This window comes from Streptococcus australis (assembly GCF_040226615.1).
Lineage (GTDB): Bacteria > Bacillota > Bacilli > Lactobacillales > Streptococcaceae > Streptococcus > Streptococcus australis_E.
This window is the reverse complement of record NZ_JBCOAT010000007.1, coordinates 85074-103200: the sequence shown is the minus strand read 5'-3', so window position 1 is coordinate 103200 and position 18127 is coordinate 85074. Positions and strand designations below refer to the sequence as shown.

Here is an 18127-nt window from a genome sequence, read left to right as displayed (position 1 = left end):
GCAATCTTATCTGCTAAAAATTGTAAAAAAGAGTAAAGCATGATAACTCAGAAAAAGACAGGGAACGAAAGGAATCCGGTCTTTTTCTTTTTTAAAGAGAAAGACCAGGAGACCAATGAGGGAAGCCCCTTGCATGACTAGGAGGACTTGGGTAGCTGAGAGGGTCAAAGAAAAAGTAGCCAGTAAGAGAAAGTCCCCTGCTCCAATGCCAATGGAGTAAAGACAAGATAGAATTCCTAAGACGAGAAAAACTCCCATTAAGAGGGTAGGGCCGGTGAAAAGTAGGCAAAGAGCGTGGAGTATTAGCCAGAGAAGGAGAGGGTACTCCATGGATCGCAAATCATAGATGGCCAAAACGCAACTGCCAAGCAGAAGCAGGAGATGAGGAATGGGAAGAAAGCCCTGATAGCATAGCAAAAAAAGGAGGCCACTCCAGCCTTCAAAAAGGGCATACCAATAAGGAAGAGGACTCTGGCAGTAGCGACAACGGAATCGAAAAAGTACTTGTGAGAGAATGGGAATCAGGTCCAGAGGTCTTAAGGTCTGTTGGCAACGATCGCAGTGGCTTCTCGGACAGATGATGGAGCTTTCTGGAAAGCGGTCAATGACGAGCCCTAAAAAGGAGGCGATGCAGGCACCGACTGTAAAAAAATAAAAGTTAATCATACTTATATAATTCGTAAAAAAGATGACGAATAACGATTAGAACTGAAACAATTTTCTAACTTTTCTTATTTAAGCATTTTCTCTTGCATTTCTTAATTAGAAGGATTATAATATAACTAAATTAGAATAATTCTAAAAAAGGAGAATATAGTTATGACAACAATTAAAAAAGAAGCAGCAAAAGACGTAGCAACATTTGCAACAATCAGCGAAGTAAGCAAGAGTTTAACCGATACAAAAGCAGTTTTGAATCAAGTGGTGGCAGATCTTTATGTCGCTCATATTGCCTTGCACCAAGTACACTGGTATATGCGTGGCCGTGGTTTCCTCGTATGGCATCCAAAAATGGATGAGTACATGGAAAGCTTGGATGCAACTCTTGATGAAGTCAGTGAACGCTTGATTACCTTGGGTGGTGCCCCATACGCTAGCATGGTTGAGTTCTTGGAACACAGCAATATCCAAGAAGAAAAAGGTTCATTCGAACGCTCTATGGAGGAAAATTTGGGACGTGTCCTTTCTATCTTCCGCTACTTGGTAAGTCTTTATCAAAAAGCCTTGGATATCACAGATGCTGAAGGAGATGACGTGACCAACGATATCTTTGTTGGTGCAAAAGCTGAATTGGAAAAACATATCTGGATGATTGCCGCTGAATTGGGCCAAGCACCAGGTTTGTAATCTGAAAATAAACAAATGAGCCTTCCTTGCTTGGGAGGCTCATTTTTGTTTGGATGAGATTTTTTCTTGTAAATAAAATAGGGGCTATCTTGAAAATACTTGAAAGATTTGATAAAATAAGCACATGAAAACCCTGTACGATGTTCAACAATTTCTAAAAAAATTTGGAATCATCATTTATGTCGGAAAACGACTTTACGACATCGAATTGATGAAGATTGAATTAAAAAGGATCTATGACGCTGGGCTGATGGAAAAATTGGATTATCTAGAAGCAGAAGCCGTCTTACGTAGAGAACACGCACAGGAATTACGCTATTTAGAAGAGGAAAAAGAAAAGTGAGTTTAACAAATATTTTAGTATGGTTGATTGTTTTAGGGATGTTTGGCTGGATGGGCTACAATTACTTCCGTATCCGTCGGGCTGCAAAAATTGTGGACAATGCAGAGTTTGAAGAATTGATCCGCAAAGGCCAATTAGTGGACTTGCGTGATCCAAATGAGTTCCACGCTAAGCATATTTTGGGAGCTCGGAATATTCCTTCCAACCAGTTAAAAGTGAGTCTGTCTGCTCTTCGCAAAGATAAACCAGTCTTGCTCTATGAGAACAGTCGTGGGTCCCGTGTGACCAATGCAGCCCTCTTCTTGAAAAAACAGGGCTATAAAGATATCTATATCTTGTCCTATGGTTTGGATTCATGGGATGGAAAAGTCAAGACGAACTAAGATCAAAACTCCAGAAGTATAAGCTTCTGGAGTTTTTTAGCGTGTTTCTTCTAGAAAAGAGCGAATGGCTTCACATTCAACTGATGTGAGGGGGCGATAATGCCCCACTTTGAGCTCATCCCCTAAAGTAAAAGGTCCAAAGCGAACTCGTTTGAGGGCAGTGACTTTGACCCCAATGGATAAAAACATCTTTTTCACCTGATGAAATTTCCCTTCAGATAGGGTGACCAGGGCCTGGCTTTCTTTGGGACTGGAGTTAAGGATTTTTAGTTTGGCGGGCTTGCATGTTGTCCCGTCTAAGAAGGTGATTCCTTCTTGAAATTCCTCTATATGGGCGGGTTCAAGAGGACCGTTGACTGTTACCGCGTATTCTTTTTCGATATGGTATTGGGGATGAAGGAGCTGGAAACCTAGAGGTCCATTGTCTGTGAGTAGGAGGAGGCCGGTCGTATCCCGATCCAGTCGACCGATAGGATAGGTATTGGGGGTCCGGTCTTCTGCTCGGAGTAGATCCAACACTGTAGGATGTTGGGCATCCTTGGTAGCCGTCACTAGTCCTTGGGGTTTATGAAGAAGAAAATAGTGATGGGAACAGTCGGTAAGGATCCGATCCTTCCAGCGAACTTCTTGGAGACCTGTATCGACATTTTGGGATAATTTTGTTGCAGCAAGTCCGTCGACCAGAATCTGCCTTTTAGCCAGGCTCTGTTTGATTTCCTTGCGGGGAATTTGGTAGTGGGCCAGTAATTGATCTAATCTCATAAAAGACAGGATAGCATGAAATGGAGAGAATCACAAGTATTCGGAAAAAGGATGAAGAAAAGGGATAAAGAGGTGAAAGATTTTCATGAATAGAGTGGTTAGGAGTGGGAATGGGAAAGAAGGTTTTCGAAAGAAAGCATGAAAACATTTACACTTATCTGAGTTATGCTATTTGCTTAAAATTGTGGTATAATCGTTCAGTTAGAAAATAAATTTTTGAATATAACAGAGGAAATCATGACAAAATTAAGAGAAGATATCCGTAATATCGCGATTATCGCCCACGTCGACCACGGGAAAACAACCCTCGTTGACGAATTATTGAAACAATCTGAAACTCTTGACGCACGTACAGAGTTGGCAGAGCGTGCTATGGACTCAAACGATATCGAAAAAGAGCGTGGAATCACTATCCTTGCGAAAAATACCGCAGTTGCCTACAACGGGACTCGTATCAACATCATGGATACACCAGGACACGCGGACTTCGGTGGAGAAGTTGAGCGTATCATGAAAATGGTTGACGGTGTTGTTTTGGTCGTAGATGCCTACGAAGGAACCATGCCACAGACTCGTTTCGTATTGAAAAAAGCCTTAGAACAAGACCTTGTGCCAATTGTTGTAGTCAACAAAATCGATAAGCCATCTGCTCGTCCAGCAGAAGTAGTAGACGAAGTCTTGGAACTCTTCATCGAGCTTGGTGCGGATGATGACCAGCTTGACTTCCCAGTTGTTTATGCATCAGCGATCAACGGAACATCATCCTTGTCAGATGATCCAGCAGATCAAGAAAAGACTATGGCGCCAATCTTTGACACCATTATCGACCACATCCCAGCTCCAGTTGATAACTCAGATGAGCCCCTTCAATTCCAAGTGTCTCTTCTTGACTACAATGACTTCGTTGGTCGTATCGGTATCGGACGTGTCTTCCGTGGTACTGTCAAGGTTGGGGATCAAGTTACCCTTTCTAAACTAGACGGTACAACCAAGAACTTCCGTGTTACAAAACTCTTTGGTTTCTTTGGTTTGGAACGTCGTGAAATCCAAGAAGCTAAGGCTGGAGACTTGATTGCCGTATCAGGTATGGAAGACATCTTCGTTGGGGAAACCATCACTCCAACAGATGCAGTTGAAGCTCTTCCAGTTCTTCACATCGACGAACCTACTCTTCAAATGACCTTCTTGGTCAACAACTCACCATTTGCCGGTCGTGAAGGGAAATGGGTGACTTCTCGTAAGGTTGAAGAGCGCTTGCAAGCAGAATTGCAAACAGACGTTTCTCTTCGTGTAGATCCAACAGACTCACCAGATAAATGGACAGTTTCAGGACGTGGGGAATTGCACTTGTCAATTCTTATTGAAACGATGCGCCGTGAAGGCTATGAGCTTCAAGTTTCTCGTCCAGAAGTTATCGTTAAAGAAATTGACGGTGTGAAGTGCGAGCCATTTGAGCGCGTGCAAATCGATACTCCAGAAGAATACCAAGGATCTGTTATCCAAAGCCTTTCTGAGCGTAAAGGTGAAATGTTGGATATGATTGCAACAGGTAACGGTCAAACTCGTTTGGTCTTCCTTGTTCCTGCGCGTGGTTTGATTGGATACTCAACTGAGTTCTTGTCAATGACACGTGGTTACGGGATCATGAACCATACCTTCGATCAATACTTGCCATTGATTCCAGGAGAAATTGGTGGACGTCACCGTGGTGCCCTTGTTTCGATCGATGCTGGTAAGGCTACAACCTACTCAATCATGTCGATCGAAGAACGTGGAACTATCTTTGTCAACCCAGGTACTGAGGTTTACGAAGGAATGATCATCGGTGAAAACTCTCGTGAAAATGACTTGACTGTTAATATCACGAAAGCAAAACAAATGACTAACGTTCGTTCTGCTACTAAGGACCAAACAGCGGTTATCAAAACTCCTCGTATCTTGACACTTGAAGAATCACTTGAGTTCTTGAATGACGATGAGTATATGGAAGTAACGCCTGAATCTATCCGTTTGCGTAAGCAAATCCTCAACAAGGCAGAGCGCGAAAAAGCAAACAAAAAGAAAAAATCAGCTGCAGCTGAATAAGAAATAAGAAAGGAGTGACAAAATGGTTTATTTAATTATAGGTATTTTGATCCTCCTTTTTTACCTTTTTGCAGCTCCAAAGAGCATTAGAGGAACTCTGAATGTAGTAACTCTGGTCGTATTATTGGTCTCTTTGGTCATCCTGCTTTGCTTGGCGATTTTCCAAATTTTCCAATTGCCTTCAGAATTTTTTGTTGGCGCCTTCCTTGCTTTTGTGGGGTACCTAGCCCTAATTGATATTTCGCGGTTGCCAACCAAGTCTTCTAAACGCTTGGATAAATCAGATTAAACAGGAGAGCGTATCTCCAAAAATAGAGTTGTTGTGATATAAAATCATGGCGACTCTTTTTTTATGAAAGATGATGAAGCGGTCATTTTTGTAAGGTGTTGCTTCTTTTGCTGTCTTAAGGCTTTTTAAATTGTCTAAAAAAGGGTAAAATAGAAGGTGAACAAATTGGAGAGAAAAAAGCTATGAACGTCATTGAAACATTTAAAAATAAAAAAGTCCTTGTTTTAGGATTGGCTAAGTCTGGAGAATCAGCAGCTCGACTACTCGATCGCCTAGGAGCTATCGTAACAGTGAATGATGGCAAAGCATTTGAAGAAAATCCTGCAGCTCAAAGCTTGCTGGAAGAAGGAATCAAAGTCGTAACAGGAGGACATCCTCTGGAACTCTTGGATGAAGACTTTGCGGTGATGGTAAAGAATCCTGGGATTCCTTACACGAATCCTATGGTTGAACGGGCTCTTGAAAAAGGCATCCCTGTTTTGACGGAAGTTGAATTGGCCTACCTCATTTCAGAAGCGCCCATCATCGGAATCACTGGTTCAAATGGGAAAACAACTACCACTACCATGATTGGAGAAGTATTGACTGCTGCTGGACAAAATGGTCTCTTGTCTGGGAATATTGGGTTTCCAGCTAGTCAAGTCGCTCAAACAGCGACAGCTAAAGACACATTGGTGATGGAATTATCTTCTTTCCAATTAATGGGGATTGAAGCCTTCCATCCAGAAATCGCAGTCATCACCAATCTCATGCCGACACATTTGGATTACCACGGATCGTTCGAAGGTTATGTAGCTGCAAAATGGGCGATTCAAAAGAATATGACGGCCAAGGATTTTGTGGTACTAAACTTTAATCAGGATCTAGCCAAAGACTTGTCTCAGCAAACACAGGCTACTGTGGTACCATTTTCAACCCAAGAAAAGGTAGACGGAGCTTATTTAGAGGATGGCGTCCTTTACTTCCGAGGTGAAGCCGTTATGCGAGCAGACCAAATCGGAGTACCAGGTAGCCACAATGTAGAAAATGCTTTAGCTACTATTGCAGTGGCCAAACTTCGTGGCATTGACAATCAAACTATCCAGGAAACCTTATCAGCCTTCGGCGGGGTGAAGCACCGCTTGCAGTATGTAGCCGAGATTGAAGGGGTGAAGTTCTACAATGATAGCAAGTCCACCAACATTTTAGCTACTCAAAAAGCCTTATCTGGCTTTGATAACGCTCATGTCATCTTAATCGCTGGTGGTTTGGATCGAGGCAATGAATTTGATGAATTGGTGCCAGACATTACCGGTCTTAAAAAGATGGTCATCCTTGGGGAGTCTGCTGAACGGGTGAAACGGGCAGCGAATCAAGCGGGTGTGGCCTATCTAGATGCGATGGACGTGGCAGACGCAACGCGCAAAGCTTTTGAATTAGCCGAACCGGGCGATATCGTCTTGCTTAGTCCAGCCAATGCTAGTTGGGACATGTATGCGAATTTTGAAGTGCGGGGCGATGAGTTCCTTAAAACAGTAGAAAAGTTAAAAAATTAATATGAAAAAAATAGTATTTACAGGGGGAGGTACAGTTGGTCACGTGACCTTGAACCTTCTCCTCATCCCTCGCTTTATCGAGGATGGTTGGGAAGTTCATTATATTGGGGACAAGAAGGGGATTGAGCACCAAGAGATTTTGAAGTCTGGCTTGGATATCCATTTCCATTCGATTGCGACAGGCAAGTTGCGCCGTTATTTCTCTTGGCAAAACATGTTGGATATCTTCAAGGTCTTCTGGGGAATTCTCCAATCAATTTGGATCATGCTTCGTGTACGTCCACAGGTCTTGTTTTCTAAAGGAGGCTTCGTTTCTGTTCCTCCGGTAGTGGCTGCACGACTCTGTTTTGTTCCTGTATTGGTCCATGAATCCGACCGTTCCATGGGCTTGGCCAATAAAATTGCTTATAAGTTTGCAACGAAAATGTTCACAACCTTTGAGCAAGCGAAAGGCCTAGTGAAAGCCCAACATGTGGGAGCTGTCACCAAGGTCAATCAGGAACAAGTTCCAATCCCAGTTGAATTGGAAGCCGTTTTTGCTCAATTTGATCCACAGTTGCCAACCCTCCTCTTTGTGGGTGGCTCTGCTGGTGCACGAGTGTTTAATGAGTTTGTCACAAATCATCGAGAAGCCTTGCTGGCAAGCTACAATGTCATTAATTTGACAGGGGACTCCTCCTTGAATGAGCAAGCTCCTCATCTTTATCGGGTAGATTACGTGACGGATCACTATCTTCCTTTGCTTCACCAGGCAGATTTAGTGGTGACTCGTGGAGGTGCCAATACGATTTTTGAACTCTTGGCTATGAATAAGCTCCATATCATCGTTCCTCTAGGCAAAGAAGCTAGTCGGGGAGATCAGATTGAAAATGCTCAATATTTTGTAGAAAAAGGCTATGCAGAAAGCATCGCTGAGCCAGAATTGAGTATGGATCGGTTGCAAGAAACGATGGATAAAATGTTCCAAGGGGCAGAAAGCTATCATCAAGCGATGAAGTCTTCAAATGAATTGCTTTCCTTGGATGAATTTTACAGTCTAGTCCATCAAGAAATTAATAAAAGGAAAAAATGACGGATAAGAAGAACCAAAAAACTCCTAAGGAAGTCACTAAGCTTTCTGAATGGCAGAGACGAAACCAGGAGTATCAAAAGAAAAAACAATTAGAAGAGCAAGAAGAAAAAGAAAAAAAGGCACAAGAAGAGAAGGAAAGACAGGAACTTCTGAATCAAAAAACTCCCTCTGAAGATCTAGATGCAGAAGAGCAAGATACCGAGACTGCAGAAGTAGAGGAAGATGAGAATGTAGCCGAGGAAGAAGTGCAAGAAACTCTTCCTGAAGAAACAGAAGAAGATGCTGAGGAAGAAAAAATCATCTACCTAACAGAACCTTCAGAAGCTATGTTCGAAGAAGAGGAGCTGGCGAAGAAGGCTAAAAAGGAAGGTCAAATTGCGAGACGTCATATCTATCGGGCTATTCCTGTTTTGGTGATCAGTACTCTGATTGCTCTCTTTTCTGTCTATCTTTTAACCCCCTTAGCTAAGCAAAAAATTATCGAATTCTCGGGAAATAAAAATGCGGATCAGGCTTTGTTGTTTGAAAAGAGTCAGATCCAAGATCGGGATTATACCCTGACAACTTTTTTGAATCGGGATCGCTATCTTGCCAATATGAAGGCGGCGAGTCCGTGGGTCAAAGATATTTCGATGAACTATACCTTTCCTACGACTTTTAAGGTTCAGGTTGAGGAATACCAGGTCTTTGGTTACTATGTGACGGAGGAAGATCACTATCCCATTTTAGAAAATGGGGAAGTAGTAGAGACACCAGTTGCTGCTGGTCAGCTTCCTAAGGCTTACCTGGCTGTTCGTTTTTCTGATCGAGAATTGGTCCGACAATTTGTCAAACAGCTGGAGAAAATACCGTCTTCTGTTTGTGATCAAATTGAGGCAGTGGACTTGACTCCGAGCAAGGTGACTAAGGACTTGGTAACGCTAACCATGAAGGATGGAACCAAGGTTCTAGTGCCGGTTTCTCAAATCAAGCGTAAATTGCCTTATTATAATCAAATTCGCAAGCTGATTGAAGAAGACAGTGTCATCGACATGGAAGCGGGGATATATAGCTATAATGCGGAAACAATGGCTACTTTAGCTCAGGAGAAGAAAGAAAAAGAAGAAGGGGAAGGGAACAAAACAGAGGAAGCTGACGCCAACTCGACAGATTCTGAAGAAAGTGCAGTTGTAACCGAGCAACACGAAGAAGTTCCCGCTGAGTAAACCCTCATAAATTATCTGAAATAAATAAAGAAAATATGCCCACTATGGGCATTTTTGTGTTATAATGAAATTTGGATAGTTCTAACTAAAATGGAGCTATTAATTGACGTATAGGAAAACAAAAGAGAGAGGACTGGTGTAATGGCTAGAAACGGCTTTTTTACAGGTTTAGATATCGGTACTAGTTCAATAAAAGTATTGGTGGCAGAACATGTCAATGGAGAAATGAATGTAATTGGAGTCAGCAATGCGAAAAGTGCTGGCGTCAAAGATGGAATTATTGTTGATATTGAGGCTGCTTCGAATGCGATTAAAAATGCAGTAAGCCAAGCAGAAGAAAAAGCAGGAATTTCAATCAATCTTGTTAACGTTGGGTTGCCAGCGAACCTTCTTCAAATTGAAGCAACTCAAGGAATGATTCCTGTAACCAGTGATTCAAAAGAAATTACGGATGCAGATGTTGAAAATGTTGTCAGATCTGCATTAACAAAGAGTATGACTCCAGACCGTGAAGTCATTACCTTTATTCCAGAAGAATTTACAGTCGATGGTTTCCAAGGAATTCGCGATCCACGTGGAATGATGGGGATCCGTTTGGAAATGCGTGGACTCTTGTATACCGGTCCTAGAACTGTCCTCCATAATTTACGGAAAACAGTTGAACGTGCTGGATTGCAAGTTGAGAACATCATTATTTCACCACTTGCAATGATTAAGTCTGTATTGAACGAAGGAGAACGTGAGTTTGGTGCGACCGTCATTGATTTAGGTGGAGGACAAACGACAGTAGCTTCTGTTCGTAATCAAGAACTTCAATTTACAAATATCTACCAAGAAGGTGGCGATTACGTTACTAAAGATATTTCTAAAGTATTGAAAACTTCTCAAAAATTAGCAGAAGGCTTGAAGTTCAACTATGGAGAAGCTTATGTTCCATCAGTTGGCGACGAAGTCTTCCATGTTGAAGTAATCGGTGAAGTAGAACCTGTCCAAGTATCTGAAAAATATTTGGCAGAGATTATTTCAGCTCGAATCAAACACATCTTCGACCAAATCAAACAAGATCTTGAAAGAAGACATTTGCTTGATTTGCCTGGAGGAATTGTCATTATCGGTGGTGGCGCTATTCTCCCTGGTATTGAAGAATTGGCGCAAGAAGTCTTTGGTGTAAATGTGAAATTGTATGTTCCAAATCAAATTGGTATCCGCAATCCAGCTTTTGCCCACGTGATTAGTTTGTCTGAATATGCAGGAAATCTAACAGATGTAGATATTCTTGCTCAGGCTGCTGTACATGGAGACCAACGTCTTCGTCAGCAACCAATTCAATTCGAGCGTCCCGTACAGCAACCAGTTGTTCCAGCATATGTACCGGAAGAAATTGAGCCTGTAGTTAACGTCGAGCAACAACATCCAGTTGAAGAACAAAAACAAGAAGAAAAAACTACCTTTACAGACCGAATGAAGAATTTAATCGGTAATATGTTTGATTAAGGAGTGTAAGTATTTATGACATTTTCATTTGACACAGCAGCGGCACAAGGTGCAGTTATTAAAGTAATCGGTGTCGGTGGCGGTGGCGGCAATGCCATCAACCGCATGATTGACGAAGGAGTTGCTGGTGTAGAATTCATCGCAGCAAACACAGACGTACAAGCACTTTCAAGTGCAAAAGCAGAAACAGTTATCCAATTGGGTCCTAAGTTGACTCGTGGTTTGGGTGCTGGAGGTCAACCTGAGGTTGGTCGTAAAGCCGCAGAAGAAAGTGAAGAAGTATTGACAGAAGCTTTGCAAGGTGCAGACATGGTCTTCATCACTGCAGGGATGGGTGGAGGATCTGGTACAGGTGCTGCACCAGTCATCGCTCGTATTGCTAAAGCTGTTGGTGCTTTAACAGTAGCCGTTGTGACACGTCCTTTCGGATTTGAAGGAACAAAACGCGGAAACTTTGCAATCGAAGGGATTAATGAACTTCGCGAACATGTGGATACTTTGTTGATTATTTCTAACAACAACTTGTTAGAAATTGTAGATAAGAAAACACCACTTCTCGAAGCATTGAGTGAAGCAGATAATGTTCTTCGCCAAGGGGTTCAAGGAATCACTGACTTGATCACAAGCCCAGGATTGATTAACCTTGACTTCGCTGACGTGAAGACTGTTATGGAAAACAAAGGAAATGCCTTGATGGGTATTGGTGTTGGTAATGGTGAAGAGCGTGTCATTGAAGCAGCTCGCAAAGCTATCTACTCACCACTCCTTGAAACAACCATTGACGGTGCTGAAGACGTGATCGTCAACGTTACTGGTGGTTTGGATATGACCTTGATTGAAGCAGAAGAAGCTTCTGAAATTGTTAACCAAGCAGCTGGTCATGGCGTAAACATTTGGCTCGGTACATCTATTGATGAATCAATGAAAGATGAAATCCGTGTAACGGTTGTTGCAACGGGTGTTCGTCAGGACAAGGTTGAAAAAGTTAGTGGAATTGCATCTCATGCACCAAGTTCAGCACGTTATTACCAAACTGGACCACGTGAACAACGTCCACAAACTCCACAATTCGATCGCGAATTCGATTTGAAGGAAGAAATCGAAATGCCTACTCCTCAATCACGTGCTAAACAAGAAACACCTCGTGGATCTGCGTTTGGAGATTGGGACATTCGTCGTGAAAATATTGTACGTCAGTCTGATACTAGCACTGGTCGTCAAGTTGAACGCTATGTGGATTCTTCTTCTGAAGATGATGAGTTGGAAACACCACCATTTTTCCGTAATCGTTAAGAATGAATCTGATTGAAAATAAAGAGCGAATATTCTCGCAGGTTGCACAAGCAATGGAAACAGCAAACCGCACGGATCAGGTCAATGTGATTGCTGTTACTAAGTATGTTGGTATCGACCAAGCTAAGGCTTTGGTTGATGCAGGAGTCTGTCATATCGGTGAAAACCGTGTTGATAAATTTCTAGAAAAATACCAAGCTCTAAAAGTTGAGGGACTGACCTGGCATTTGATCGGTAGTCTCCAACGTCGTAAAGTAAAAGAAGTTATCAATTATGTAGATTACTTCCATGCTTTAGATTCTATGAAGCTTGCCCAAGAAATTCAAAAAAGGGCGAGTCACCCAATTAAATGTTTTATACAAGTCAATATTTCTGGAGAGGAAAGCAAGCATGGATTTGCTCCTGAAGAGCTCGATGCGATTCTTCCTGAACTAGAAGGCTTGGATAACCTACAAATTGTTGGCTTAATGACGATGGCTCCTTTTGAGGCAAGTCAGGACGAGTTGCAAGCTATATTTGCAGCAACTCACCAACTTCAAAAAGAATTACAAAAGAAACAGTTGAAAAATATGCCCTTTACAGAGTTAAGCATGGGAATGAGTCGTGATTATGATGTGGCGATTGCTAACGGTGCGACTTTTGTGCGAATTGGGACCTCATTTTTCAAATAGGAAAGAATTATGTCATTTAAAGATAGATTTGATCGATTGATTGATTATTTTACTGAAGATGGAGATGAGTACGATGTGCAAGAAGCGCCTGCTCAAGCAGTCGGTGCTAGCCAACCTGTATCATCCCCTAAACCAGTACAACCATCATCAAAACCACGTCAAAAAGCTGTAGTAGCTGCTAAGGAGCAGAAACCTACTCCTGTTGCGGTAAGTCGTCCACAAGTAGCTTCTACAGCAGTGGTTGAATCAGCTTCATCTCAAAAATCATCTTCTGAAAATATTACTCGACTTCATCAACGTCAACAAGAATTGGCAAGAAATCGTTCTGCTGCAGATGAGAAGATTACGATTGATGTCCGCTACCCTCGTAAATACGAAGAAGCGACTGAAATTGTTGACTTGTTGTTGGCAAACGAAAGTATTCTCATTGACTTCCAATATATGACTGAAGTTCAAGCGAGAAGATGTTTGGATTATTTGGATGGTGCTCGCTATGTATTAGCTGGGAATCTACGTCGTGTTGCAAGTACTATGTACTTACTAACACCAATCAATGTGGTTGTGAATATCGAAGATATTCGCCTTCCAAATGATGTCGAAGTTGCTGAATACGACTTTGATATGAAACGAAATCGTTAATATGTTTGTCCTACAATTAGTTAGAAATTTCTTTCAGGTTTTTGAGCTAGTATTAATCATCTATGCTTTGCTTAGTTGGTTTCCAAATGCATCAGAATCAGCTTTAGCTAAAATGGTTCAACGGATCGTCGAACCATTTTTGAGCCTATTTAGAAAGATTCCTTTGCAATTTGGTGGGCTAGACTTTACAGTTATGTTTGCCATACTCGCTCTGTCAGTAGTGGAACGATTTGTCCTTCAATTTTTGGTGCAATTTATATGACCAAGGGATTTTATCAACACTATAGTCAAGAAGACCACGTCTTTATCGATCGAGTTCTAGAATTAGTGGCTCGGGTGGAGCAACAGTATAGTTTTGAACTGACATCCTTTTTAAATCCACATCAGGTTGATATTTTACGTCAAATTGGTGCTCACCACGGTTTGCAGGTGTTCTCAAGTGCAGAAATCTATCCTACAGAATATGCACGAGTGATTCTGGCTCCAAGCTACTATCAGTTAGAGGCATCTGATTTTGAAATGAGCCTGTTAGAAGTTCTCTATCCGGATAAGTTTTATCGGTTAAGTCACTCTCAAGTTTTGGGTTCGCTTCTCCATCAATTAGGCATAGAAAGAAAGTCTTTTGGAGATATTCTAGTTGGACAAGGGAAAATTCATATTTATGTGGATGAACGTTTCTCCTCCTATTTCAAAGAGAATCTTAAGAAGATCGCAAAAGCATCTGTGAAGATTCGTGAGATTGATTGTCGAGAACGAATCTCTGTAGAAGAACCATCCAAGTTCAAAGACCTATTGGTTACTAGTGTACGACTTGATAAACTAGTAGCTTCTACCTTTAAGCTTCCTCGGTCTGTAGCTGTTCAATTAGTTCAGTCTGGGCAGGTAAAGGTAAACTATGCCACAATTGACAATCCTAGTCGGATGATCCAAGTAGCAGATTTAATTAGTGTTCGAAAGTATGGCCGATTTAAAATACTATCAGAAAATGGCCTATCAAAAAGTGGAAAATACAAATTAACGGTTGAAGTATTTTCCAGTAGAAAATAAGGAGGAACTATGGCACTTACAGCTTTAGAAATCAAAGATAAACGCTTTTATGTAAAATTTAGAGGCTACGATGCTAAAGAAGTTGAAGAGTTTCAAGACATGGTCTACCGAGACTATGAAAAATTAGTTCGTGAAAATCATGAATTGGAAACAAAAATTAGTGCGTTGGAAGAACGCTTGAACTACTTTGACGAAATGAAAGACTCTTTGAGTCAATCAGTATTAATCGCTCAAGATACAGCAGAACGTGTGAAGCATGCAGCAAATGAACGCTCAGAAACAATTGTTCGTCAAGCGGAGCAAGATGCTCATCATTTAGTTGAAGAAGCAAAAGCGAAAGCAAATGAAATTCTCCGTCATGCTACAGACAATGCTAAGAAAGTTGCTGTAGAAACGGAAGAATTGAAGAATAAGACGCGTGTCTTCCACCAACGTTTGAAATCAACTATCGAAAGCCAATTGAGCATCATTGATACACCAGAATGGGATGAAATTCTTCGCCCAACTGCTATGTATATTCAAACCAGTGATGAAGCTTTCCGTGAAGTAGTCGAAAAAGCTTTGGAAGAAACGGTTCATCATAACTACGATGATGAATCAATTGATTTGACTCGTCAATTCTCACGCGCTGAAATTGAAGAATTGCAAAAACATATTGAAGCTGTAAATCGTGAATTGTCTGCGACTCAAGCTTTTGAAGGATTGAATGAAAAAGTTCAAGAAGCTTTGGAAGAAGTAGAAAAAAATCAGGTAGATCAAGATTCTATTGATGAAATTGTTCTAGATACTCCTCAAGTTGCGGATATCGATGCGCCAGAAGTTGCTGATATTGATGCTCCTGAAGGGGAAGAACAACGGGAATCTGTTTCAATTTTATAATCTGTAAAAACAGTGATCTTATCAAATAGTTTTAGCGAGCAGGTGATGGTGGAAGACCTGTACTTCCTTTGATAAGATTGATCCTTTTACAAATCTTAGTGGTGAAATAAGTAACCACTAACGCTGGTCAGCGTTAGCGACAAAAGAGGAGAAAGAGAGTACTCTCTTTCTTGAATGAAGGTGGTACCACGATTTGTCGTCCTTTTTGGCGAGGTCGTGGTCTTTTATTTTGTATGATTATTTTTTAGAGGAGACACCATGAAACTCAAAGAAACACTGAATTTAGGTAAGACAGAGTTCCCGATGCGGGCTGGTCTACCTACAAAAGAGCCAGTTTGGCAAAAAGAATGGGAAGAAGCAAAACTTTACCAACGTCGTCAAGAATTGAACCAAGGAAAACCACATTTCACCTTGCATGATGGCCCTCCGTATGCTAATGGGAACATCCACGTAGGACATGCTATGAACAAGATCTCAAAAGATATCATTATTCGTTCTAAGTCTATGTCAGGCTTTTATGCACCTTACATCCCAGGTTGGGATACTCATGGTTTGCCAATCGAGCAAGTCTTGGCAAAACAAGGTGTTAAACGCAAAGAAATGGACTTGGTTGAGTACTTGAAACTTTGCCGTGACTATGCCCTTTCTCAAGTAGATAAACAACGCGAAGATTTTAAGCGCTTGGGTGTTTCAGGTGACTGGGATAATCCATATGTAACCTTGACGCCTGACTATGAAGCAGCGCAAATCCGTGTCTTTGGTGAAATGGCTAATAAAGGCTATATCTACCGTGGAGCGAAGCCTGTTTACTGGTCTTGGTCATCTGAATCAGCGCTTGCTGAAGCGGAAATTGAATACCATGACTTGGTTTCTACATCCCTTTACTATGCCAATAAGGTTAAGGACGGAAAAGGTGTCCTTGATACAGATACTTCCATCGTCGTTTGGACAACAACTCCATTCACCATCACGGCTTCTCGTGGTTTGACTGTTGGTGCGGATATTGATTACGTCTTGGTGCAACCAGCTGGCGAATCTCGTAAGTTTGTGGTTGCTTCAGAATTGTTGAACAGCTTGTCTGAGAAATTTGGTTGGGCGAATGTTCAAGTTTTGGCTACTTACCGTGGTTCAGAATTAAACCAAATTGTGACAGAGCACCCATGGGATACAGCAGTAGATGAACTCGTTATCCTTGGCGACCACGTTACAACAGATTCCGGTACTGGTATCGTCCATACAGCCCCTGGTTTTGGTGAGGATGACTATAATGTCGGTGTTGCCAATGGTCTTGAAGTTGCTGTGACTGTTAACGAACGCGGAATCATGATGGCCAATGCTGGTGCAGAGTTCGAAGGTCAATTCTATGACAAGGTTGTGCCAACGGTTATTGAAAAACTTGGTGATTTACTTCTTGCTCAAGAAGAAATCTCTCACTCCTACCCATTTGACTGGCGTACGAAAAAACCAATCATCTGGCGTGCAGTGCCTCAATGGTTTGCCTCTGTATCTAAATTCCGCCAAGAAATCTTGGACGAAATTGAAAAAGTGAAGTTCCACTCAGAGTGGGGTAAAGTTCGTCTTTACAACATGATCCGTGACCGTGGTGACTGGGTTATCTCACGTCAACGTGCTTGGGGTGTGCCACTTCCAATCTTCTATGCAGAAGACGGAACACCAATCATGACAGCTGAAACCATCGAACATGTAGCTCAACTCTTTGAAGAACATGGTTCCATCATCTGGTGGGAACGTGATGCCAAAGACCTCTTGCCAGAAGGATTTACCCATCCAGGTTCACCAAATGGTGAGTTCAAGAAAGAAACAGACATCATGGATGTATGGTTCGACTCTGGTTCATCATGGAATGGTGTCGTGGTTAATCGCCCCGAACTTAAATATCCAGCAGACCTCTACCTAGAAGGTTCAGACCAATACCGTGGTTGGTTCAACTCATCTCTCATCACATCTGTGGCTAATCATGGTGTTGCACCATACAAACAAATCTTGTCGCAAGGTTTTGCTTTGGACGGTAAAGGTGAGAAGATGTCTAAATCTCTTGGAAACACCATTGCTCCAAGTGATGTCGAAAAACAATTTGGTGCGGAAATCTTGCGTCTCTGGGTAACCAGTGTAGACTCAAGCAACGACGTACGGATCTCTATGGATATCTTGAGTCAAGTTTCTGAAACTTACCGTAAGATCCGTAACACCCTTCGTTTCTTGATTGCCAACACATCTGACTTTAACCCAGCTGAGGATGCAGTCGCTTACGAAGAACTTCGTTCTGTTGATAAGTACATGACCATCCGCTTTAACCAACTTGTTAAGACCATTCGTGACGCTTATGCAAACTTCGAATTCTTGACGATTTATAAGGCTTTGGTTAACTTTATCAATGTTGATCTGTCAGCCTTCTACCTTGATTTCGCCAAAGATGTTGTCTACATCGAAGGTGCCAAATCTCTTGAACGCCGTCAGATGCAAACAGTCTTCTATGACATCCTTGTGAAAATCACCAAACTCTTGACACCAATTCTTCCTCACACTGCTGAAGAAATCTGGTCCTACCTTGAGTTTGAAGCAGAAGACTTTGTTCAATTGTCAGAATTGCCAGAAGCGCAAACATTTACGAATCAAGAGGAAATCTTGGATGCCTGGTCAGCCTTTATGGACTTCCGTGGACAAGCTCAAAAGGCTTTGGAAGAAGCACGTAATGAAAAAGTGATCGGTAAATCTCTTGAAGCTCATTTGACAGTTTATCCTAACGAAGTAGTGAAGACTCTTCTTGGGGCAGTAGATAGTAATGTTGCTCAACTCTTGATTGTATCAGAATTGACCATTGCAGAAGGTCCAGCTCCAGAAGGTGCAGTGGCCTTCGAAGATGTTGCCTTCACTGTTGAACGTGCAGCTGGTGAGGTTTGTGACCGTTGCCGTCGTATTGATCCAAGTACAGCAGAACGTAGCTACCATGCAACTATCTGCGATCACTGTGCAAGCATCGTCGAAGAAAACTTTGCGGATGCAGTCGCAGAAGGATTTGAATCTAAATAATAAGATGTGAAAAATCGCAGGGAGAAAGTCTC

At 41.9% G+C, this 18127-nt stretch carries 18 protein-coding genes and 1 other annotated feature; of the genes, 16 read left to right on the top strand and 2 right to left on the bottom strand.

Annotated elements, in window-relative coordinates; all coding sequences use genetic code 11:
• Positions 1–6: 6 nt before the first annotated feature.
• On the bottom strand, positions 7–666 hold the full coding sequence (locus ABT997_RS07490) for a prepilin peptidase (protein WP_272079066.1): 660 nt from the start codon (positions 664–666) through the stop codon (positions 7–9).
• A 153-nt stretch (positions 667–819) separates the two neighbouring features.
• On the opposite strand from ABT997_RS07490, the gene ABT997_RS07485 reads away from it, so the two are divergent.
• The 3 genes from ABT997_RS07485 (at position 820) to ABT997_RS07475 (ending at position 2073) form a co-directional block, all read left to right on the top strand.
• Entirely contained in the window at positions 820–1347 is a 528-nt protein-coding gene (locus ABT997_RS07485) for a Dps family protein (RefSeq protein WP_006596795.1), read from the top strand.
• 124 nt (positions 1348–1471) lie between these two features.
• Positions 1472–1690 (top strand): YqgQ family protein, encoded by a 219-nt coding sequence (locus ABT997_RS07480; protein WP_006596794.1) that lies wholly within the window; start codon positions 1472–1474, stop codon positions 1688–1690.
• Positions 1691–1728: 38 nt separating this feature from the next.
• A complete protein-coding gene (locus tag ABT997_RS07475; protein WP_048715847.1) occupies positions 1729–2073 on the top strand; it encodes a rhodanese-like domain-containing protein in 345 nt (114 codons plus the stop codon).
• Positions 2074–2109: 36 nt separating this feature from the next.
• Here the strand turns inward: ABT997_RS07475 and ABT997_RS07470 are convergent, their stop codons facing one another.
• On the bottom strand, positions 2110–2835 hold the full coding sequence (locus tag ABT997_RS07470; RefSeq protein ID WP_350019087.1) for a pseudouridine synthase: 726 nt from the start codon (positions 2833–2835) through the stop codon (positions 2110–2112).
• 237 nt (positions 2836–3072) lie between these two features.
• On the opposite strand from ABT997_RS07470, the gene typA reads away from it, so the two are divergent.
• From typA to ileS, 13 genes are all read left to right on the top strand, one after another.
• Positions 3073–4920: a translational GTPase TypA gene (typA, locus tag ABT997_RS07465; RefSeq protein ID WP_061563670.1), complete on the top strand. Its 1848-nt coding sequence runs from the start codon at positions 3073–3075 to the stop codon at positions 4918–4920.
• A gap of 22 nt (positions 4921–4942) precedes the next feature.
• Positions 4943–5209 (top strand): DUF3165 family protein, encoded by a 267-nt coding sequence (locus tag ABT997_RS07460; RefSeq protein ID WP_350019086.1) that lies wholly within the window; start codon positions 4943–4945, stop codon positions 5207–5209.
• A gap of 182 nt (positions 5210–5391) precedes the next feature.
• Positions 5392–6744: a UDP-N-acetylmuramoyl-L-alanine--D-glutamate ligase gene (murD, locus tag ABT997_RS07455; protein WP_350019085.1), complete on the top strand. Its 1353-nt coding sequence runs from the start codon at positions 5392–5394 to the stop codon at positions 6742–6744.
• A 1-nt stretch (position 6745) separates the two neighbouring features.
• Entirely contained in the window at positions 6746–7816 is a 1071-nt protein-coding gene (locus tag ABT997_RS07450; RefSeq protein WP_350019084.1) for a UDP-N-acetylglucosamine--N-acetylmuramyl-(pentapeptide) pyrophosphoryl-undecaprenol N-acetylglucosamine transferase, read from the top strand.
• Complete coding sequence (locus ABT997_RS07445) at positions 7813–9021, top strand: cell division protein FtsQ/DivIB (RefSeq protein ID WP_350019083.1); 1209 nt, start codon at positions 7813–7815, stop codon at positions 9019–9021. Before ABT997_RS07450 ends, ABT997_RS07445 begins: the two co-directional genes overlap by 4 nt.
• A 141-nt stretch (positions 9022–9162) precedes the next feature.
• The gene (gene ftsA, locus ABT997_RS07440; RefSeq protein WP_126403900.1) at positions 9163–10515 is read left to right on the top strand and encodes a cell division protein FtsA; all 1353 of its coding nucleotides are present in this window, start codon (positions 9163–9165) and stop codon (positions 10513–10515) included.
• Positions 10516–10530: 15 nt separating this feature from the next.
• Positions 10531–11808 (top strand): cell division protein FtsZ, encoded by a 1278-nt coding sequence (gene ftsZ / locus ABT997_RS07435; RefSeq protein WP_350019082.1) that lies wholly within the window; start codon positions 10531–10533, stop codon positions 11806–11808.
• Positions 11809–11810: 2 nt separating this feature from the next.
• Entirely contained in the window at positions 11811–12479 is a 669-nt protein-coding gene (locus ABT997_RS07430; RefSeq protein ID WP_154852210.1) for a YggS family pyridoxal phosphate-dependent enzyme, read from the top strand.
• A 9-nt stretch (positions 12480–12488) separates the two neighbouring features.
• On the top strand, positions 12489–13118 hold the full coding sequence (locus ABT997_RS07425; RefSeq protein WP_350019081.1) for a cell division protein SepF: 630 nt from the start codon (positions 12489–12491) through the stop codon (positions 13116–13118).
• 1 nt (position 13119) lies between these two features.
• Entirely contained in the window at positions 13120–13380 is a 261-nt protein-coding gene (locus ABT997_RS07420) for a YggT family protein (RefSeq protein ID WP_350019080.1), read from the top strand.
• Entirely contained in the window at positions 13377–14165 is a 789-nt protein-coding gene (locus tag ABT997_RS07415) for a YlmH family RNA-binding protein (RefSeq protein ID WP_350019079.1), read from the top strand. The genes ABT997_RS07420 and ABT997_RS07415 overlap by 4 nt, the downstream gene beginning before the upstream one ends.
• Positions 14166–14174: 9 nt before the next feature.
• A complete protein-coding gene (locus ABT997_RS07410; RefSeq protein WP_126403906.1) occupies positions 14175–15044 on the top strand; it encodes a DivIVA domain-containing protein in 870 nt (289 codons plus the stop codon).
• Positions 15035–15251: a binding site (T-box leader), on the top strand. Its footprint overlaps the gene before it by 10 nt.
• Positions 15252–15302: 51 nt before the next feature.
• Entirely contained in the window at positions 15303–18095 is a 2793-nt protein-coding gene (ileS, locus tag ABT997_RS07405) for an isoleucine--tRNA ligase (protein WP_350019078.1), read from the top strand.
• Positions 18096–18127: the final 32 nt, after the last annotated feature.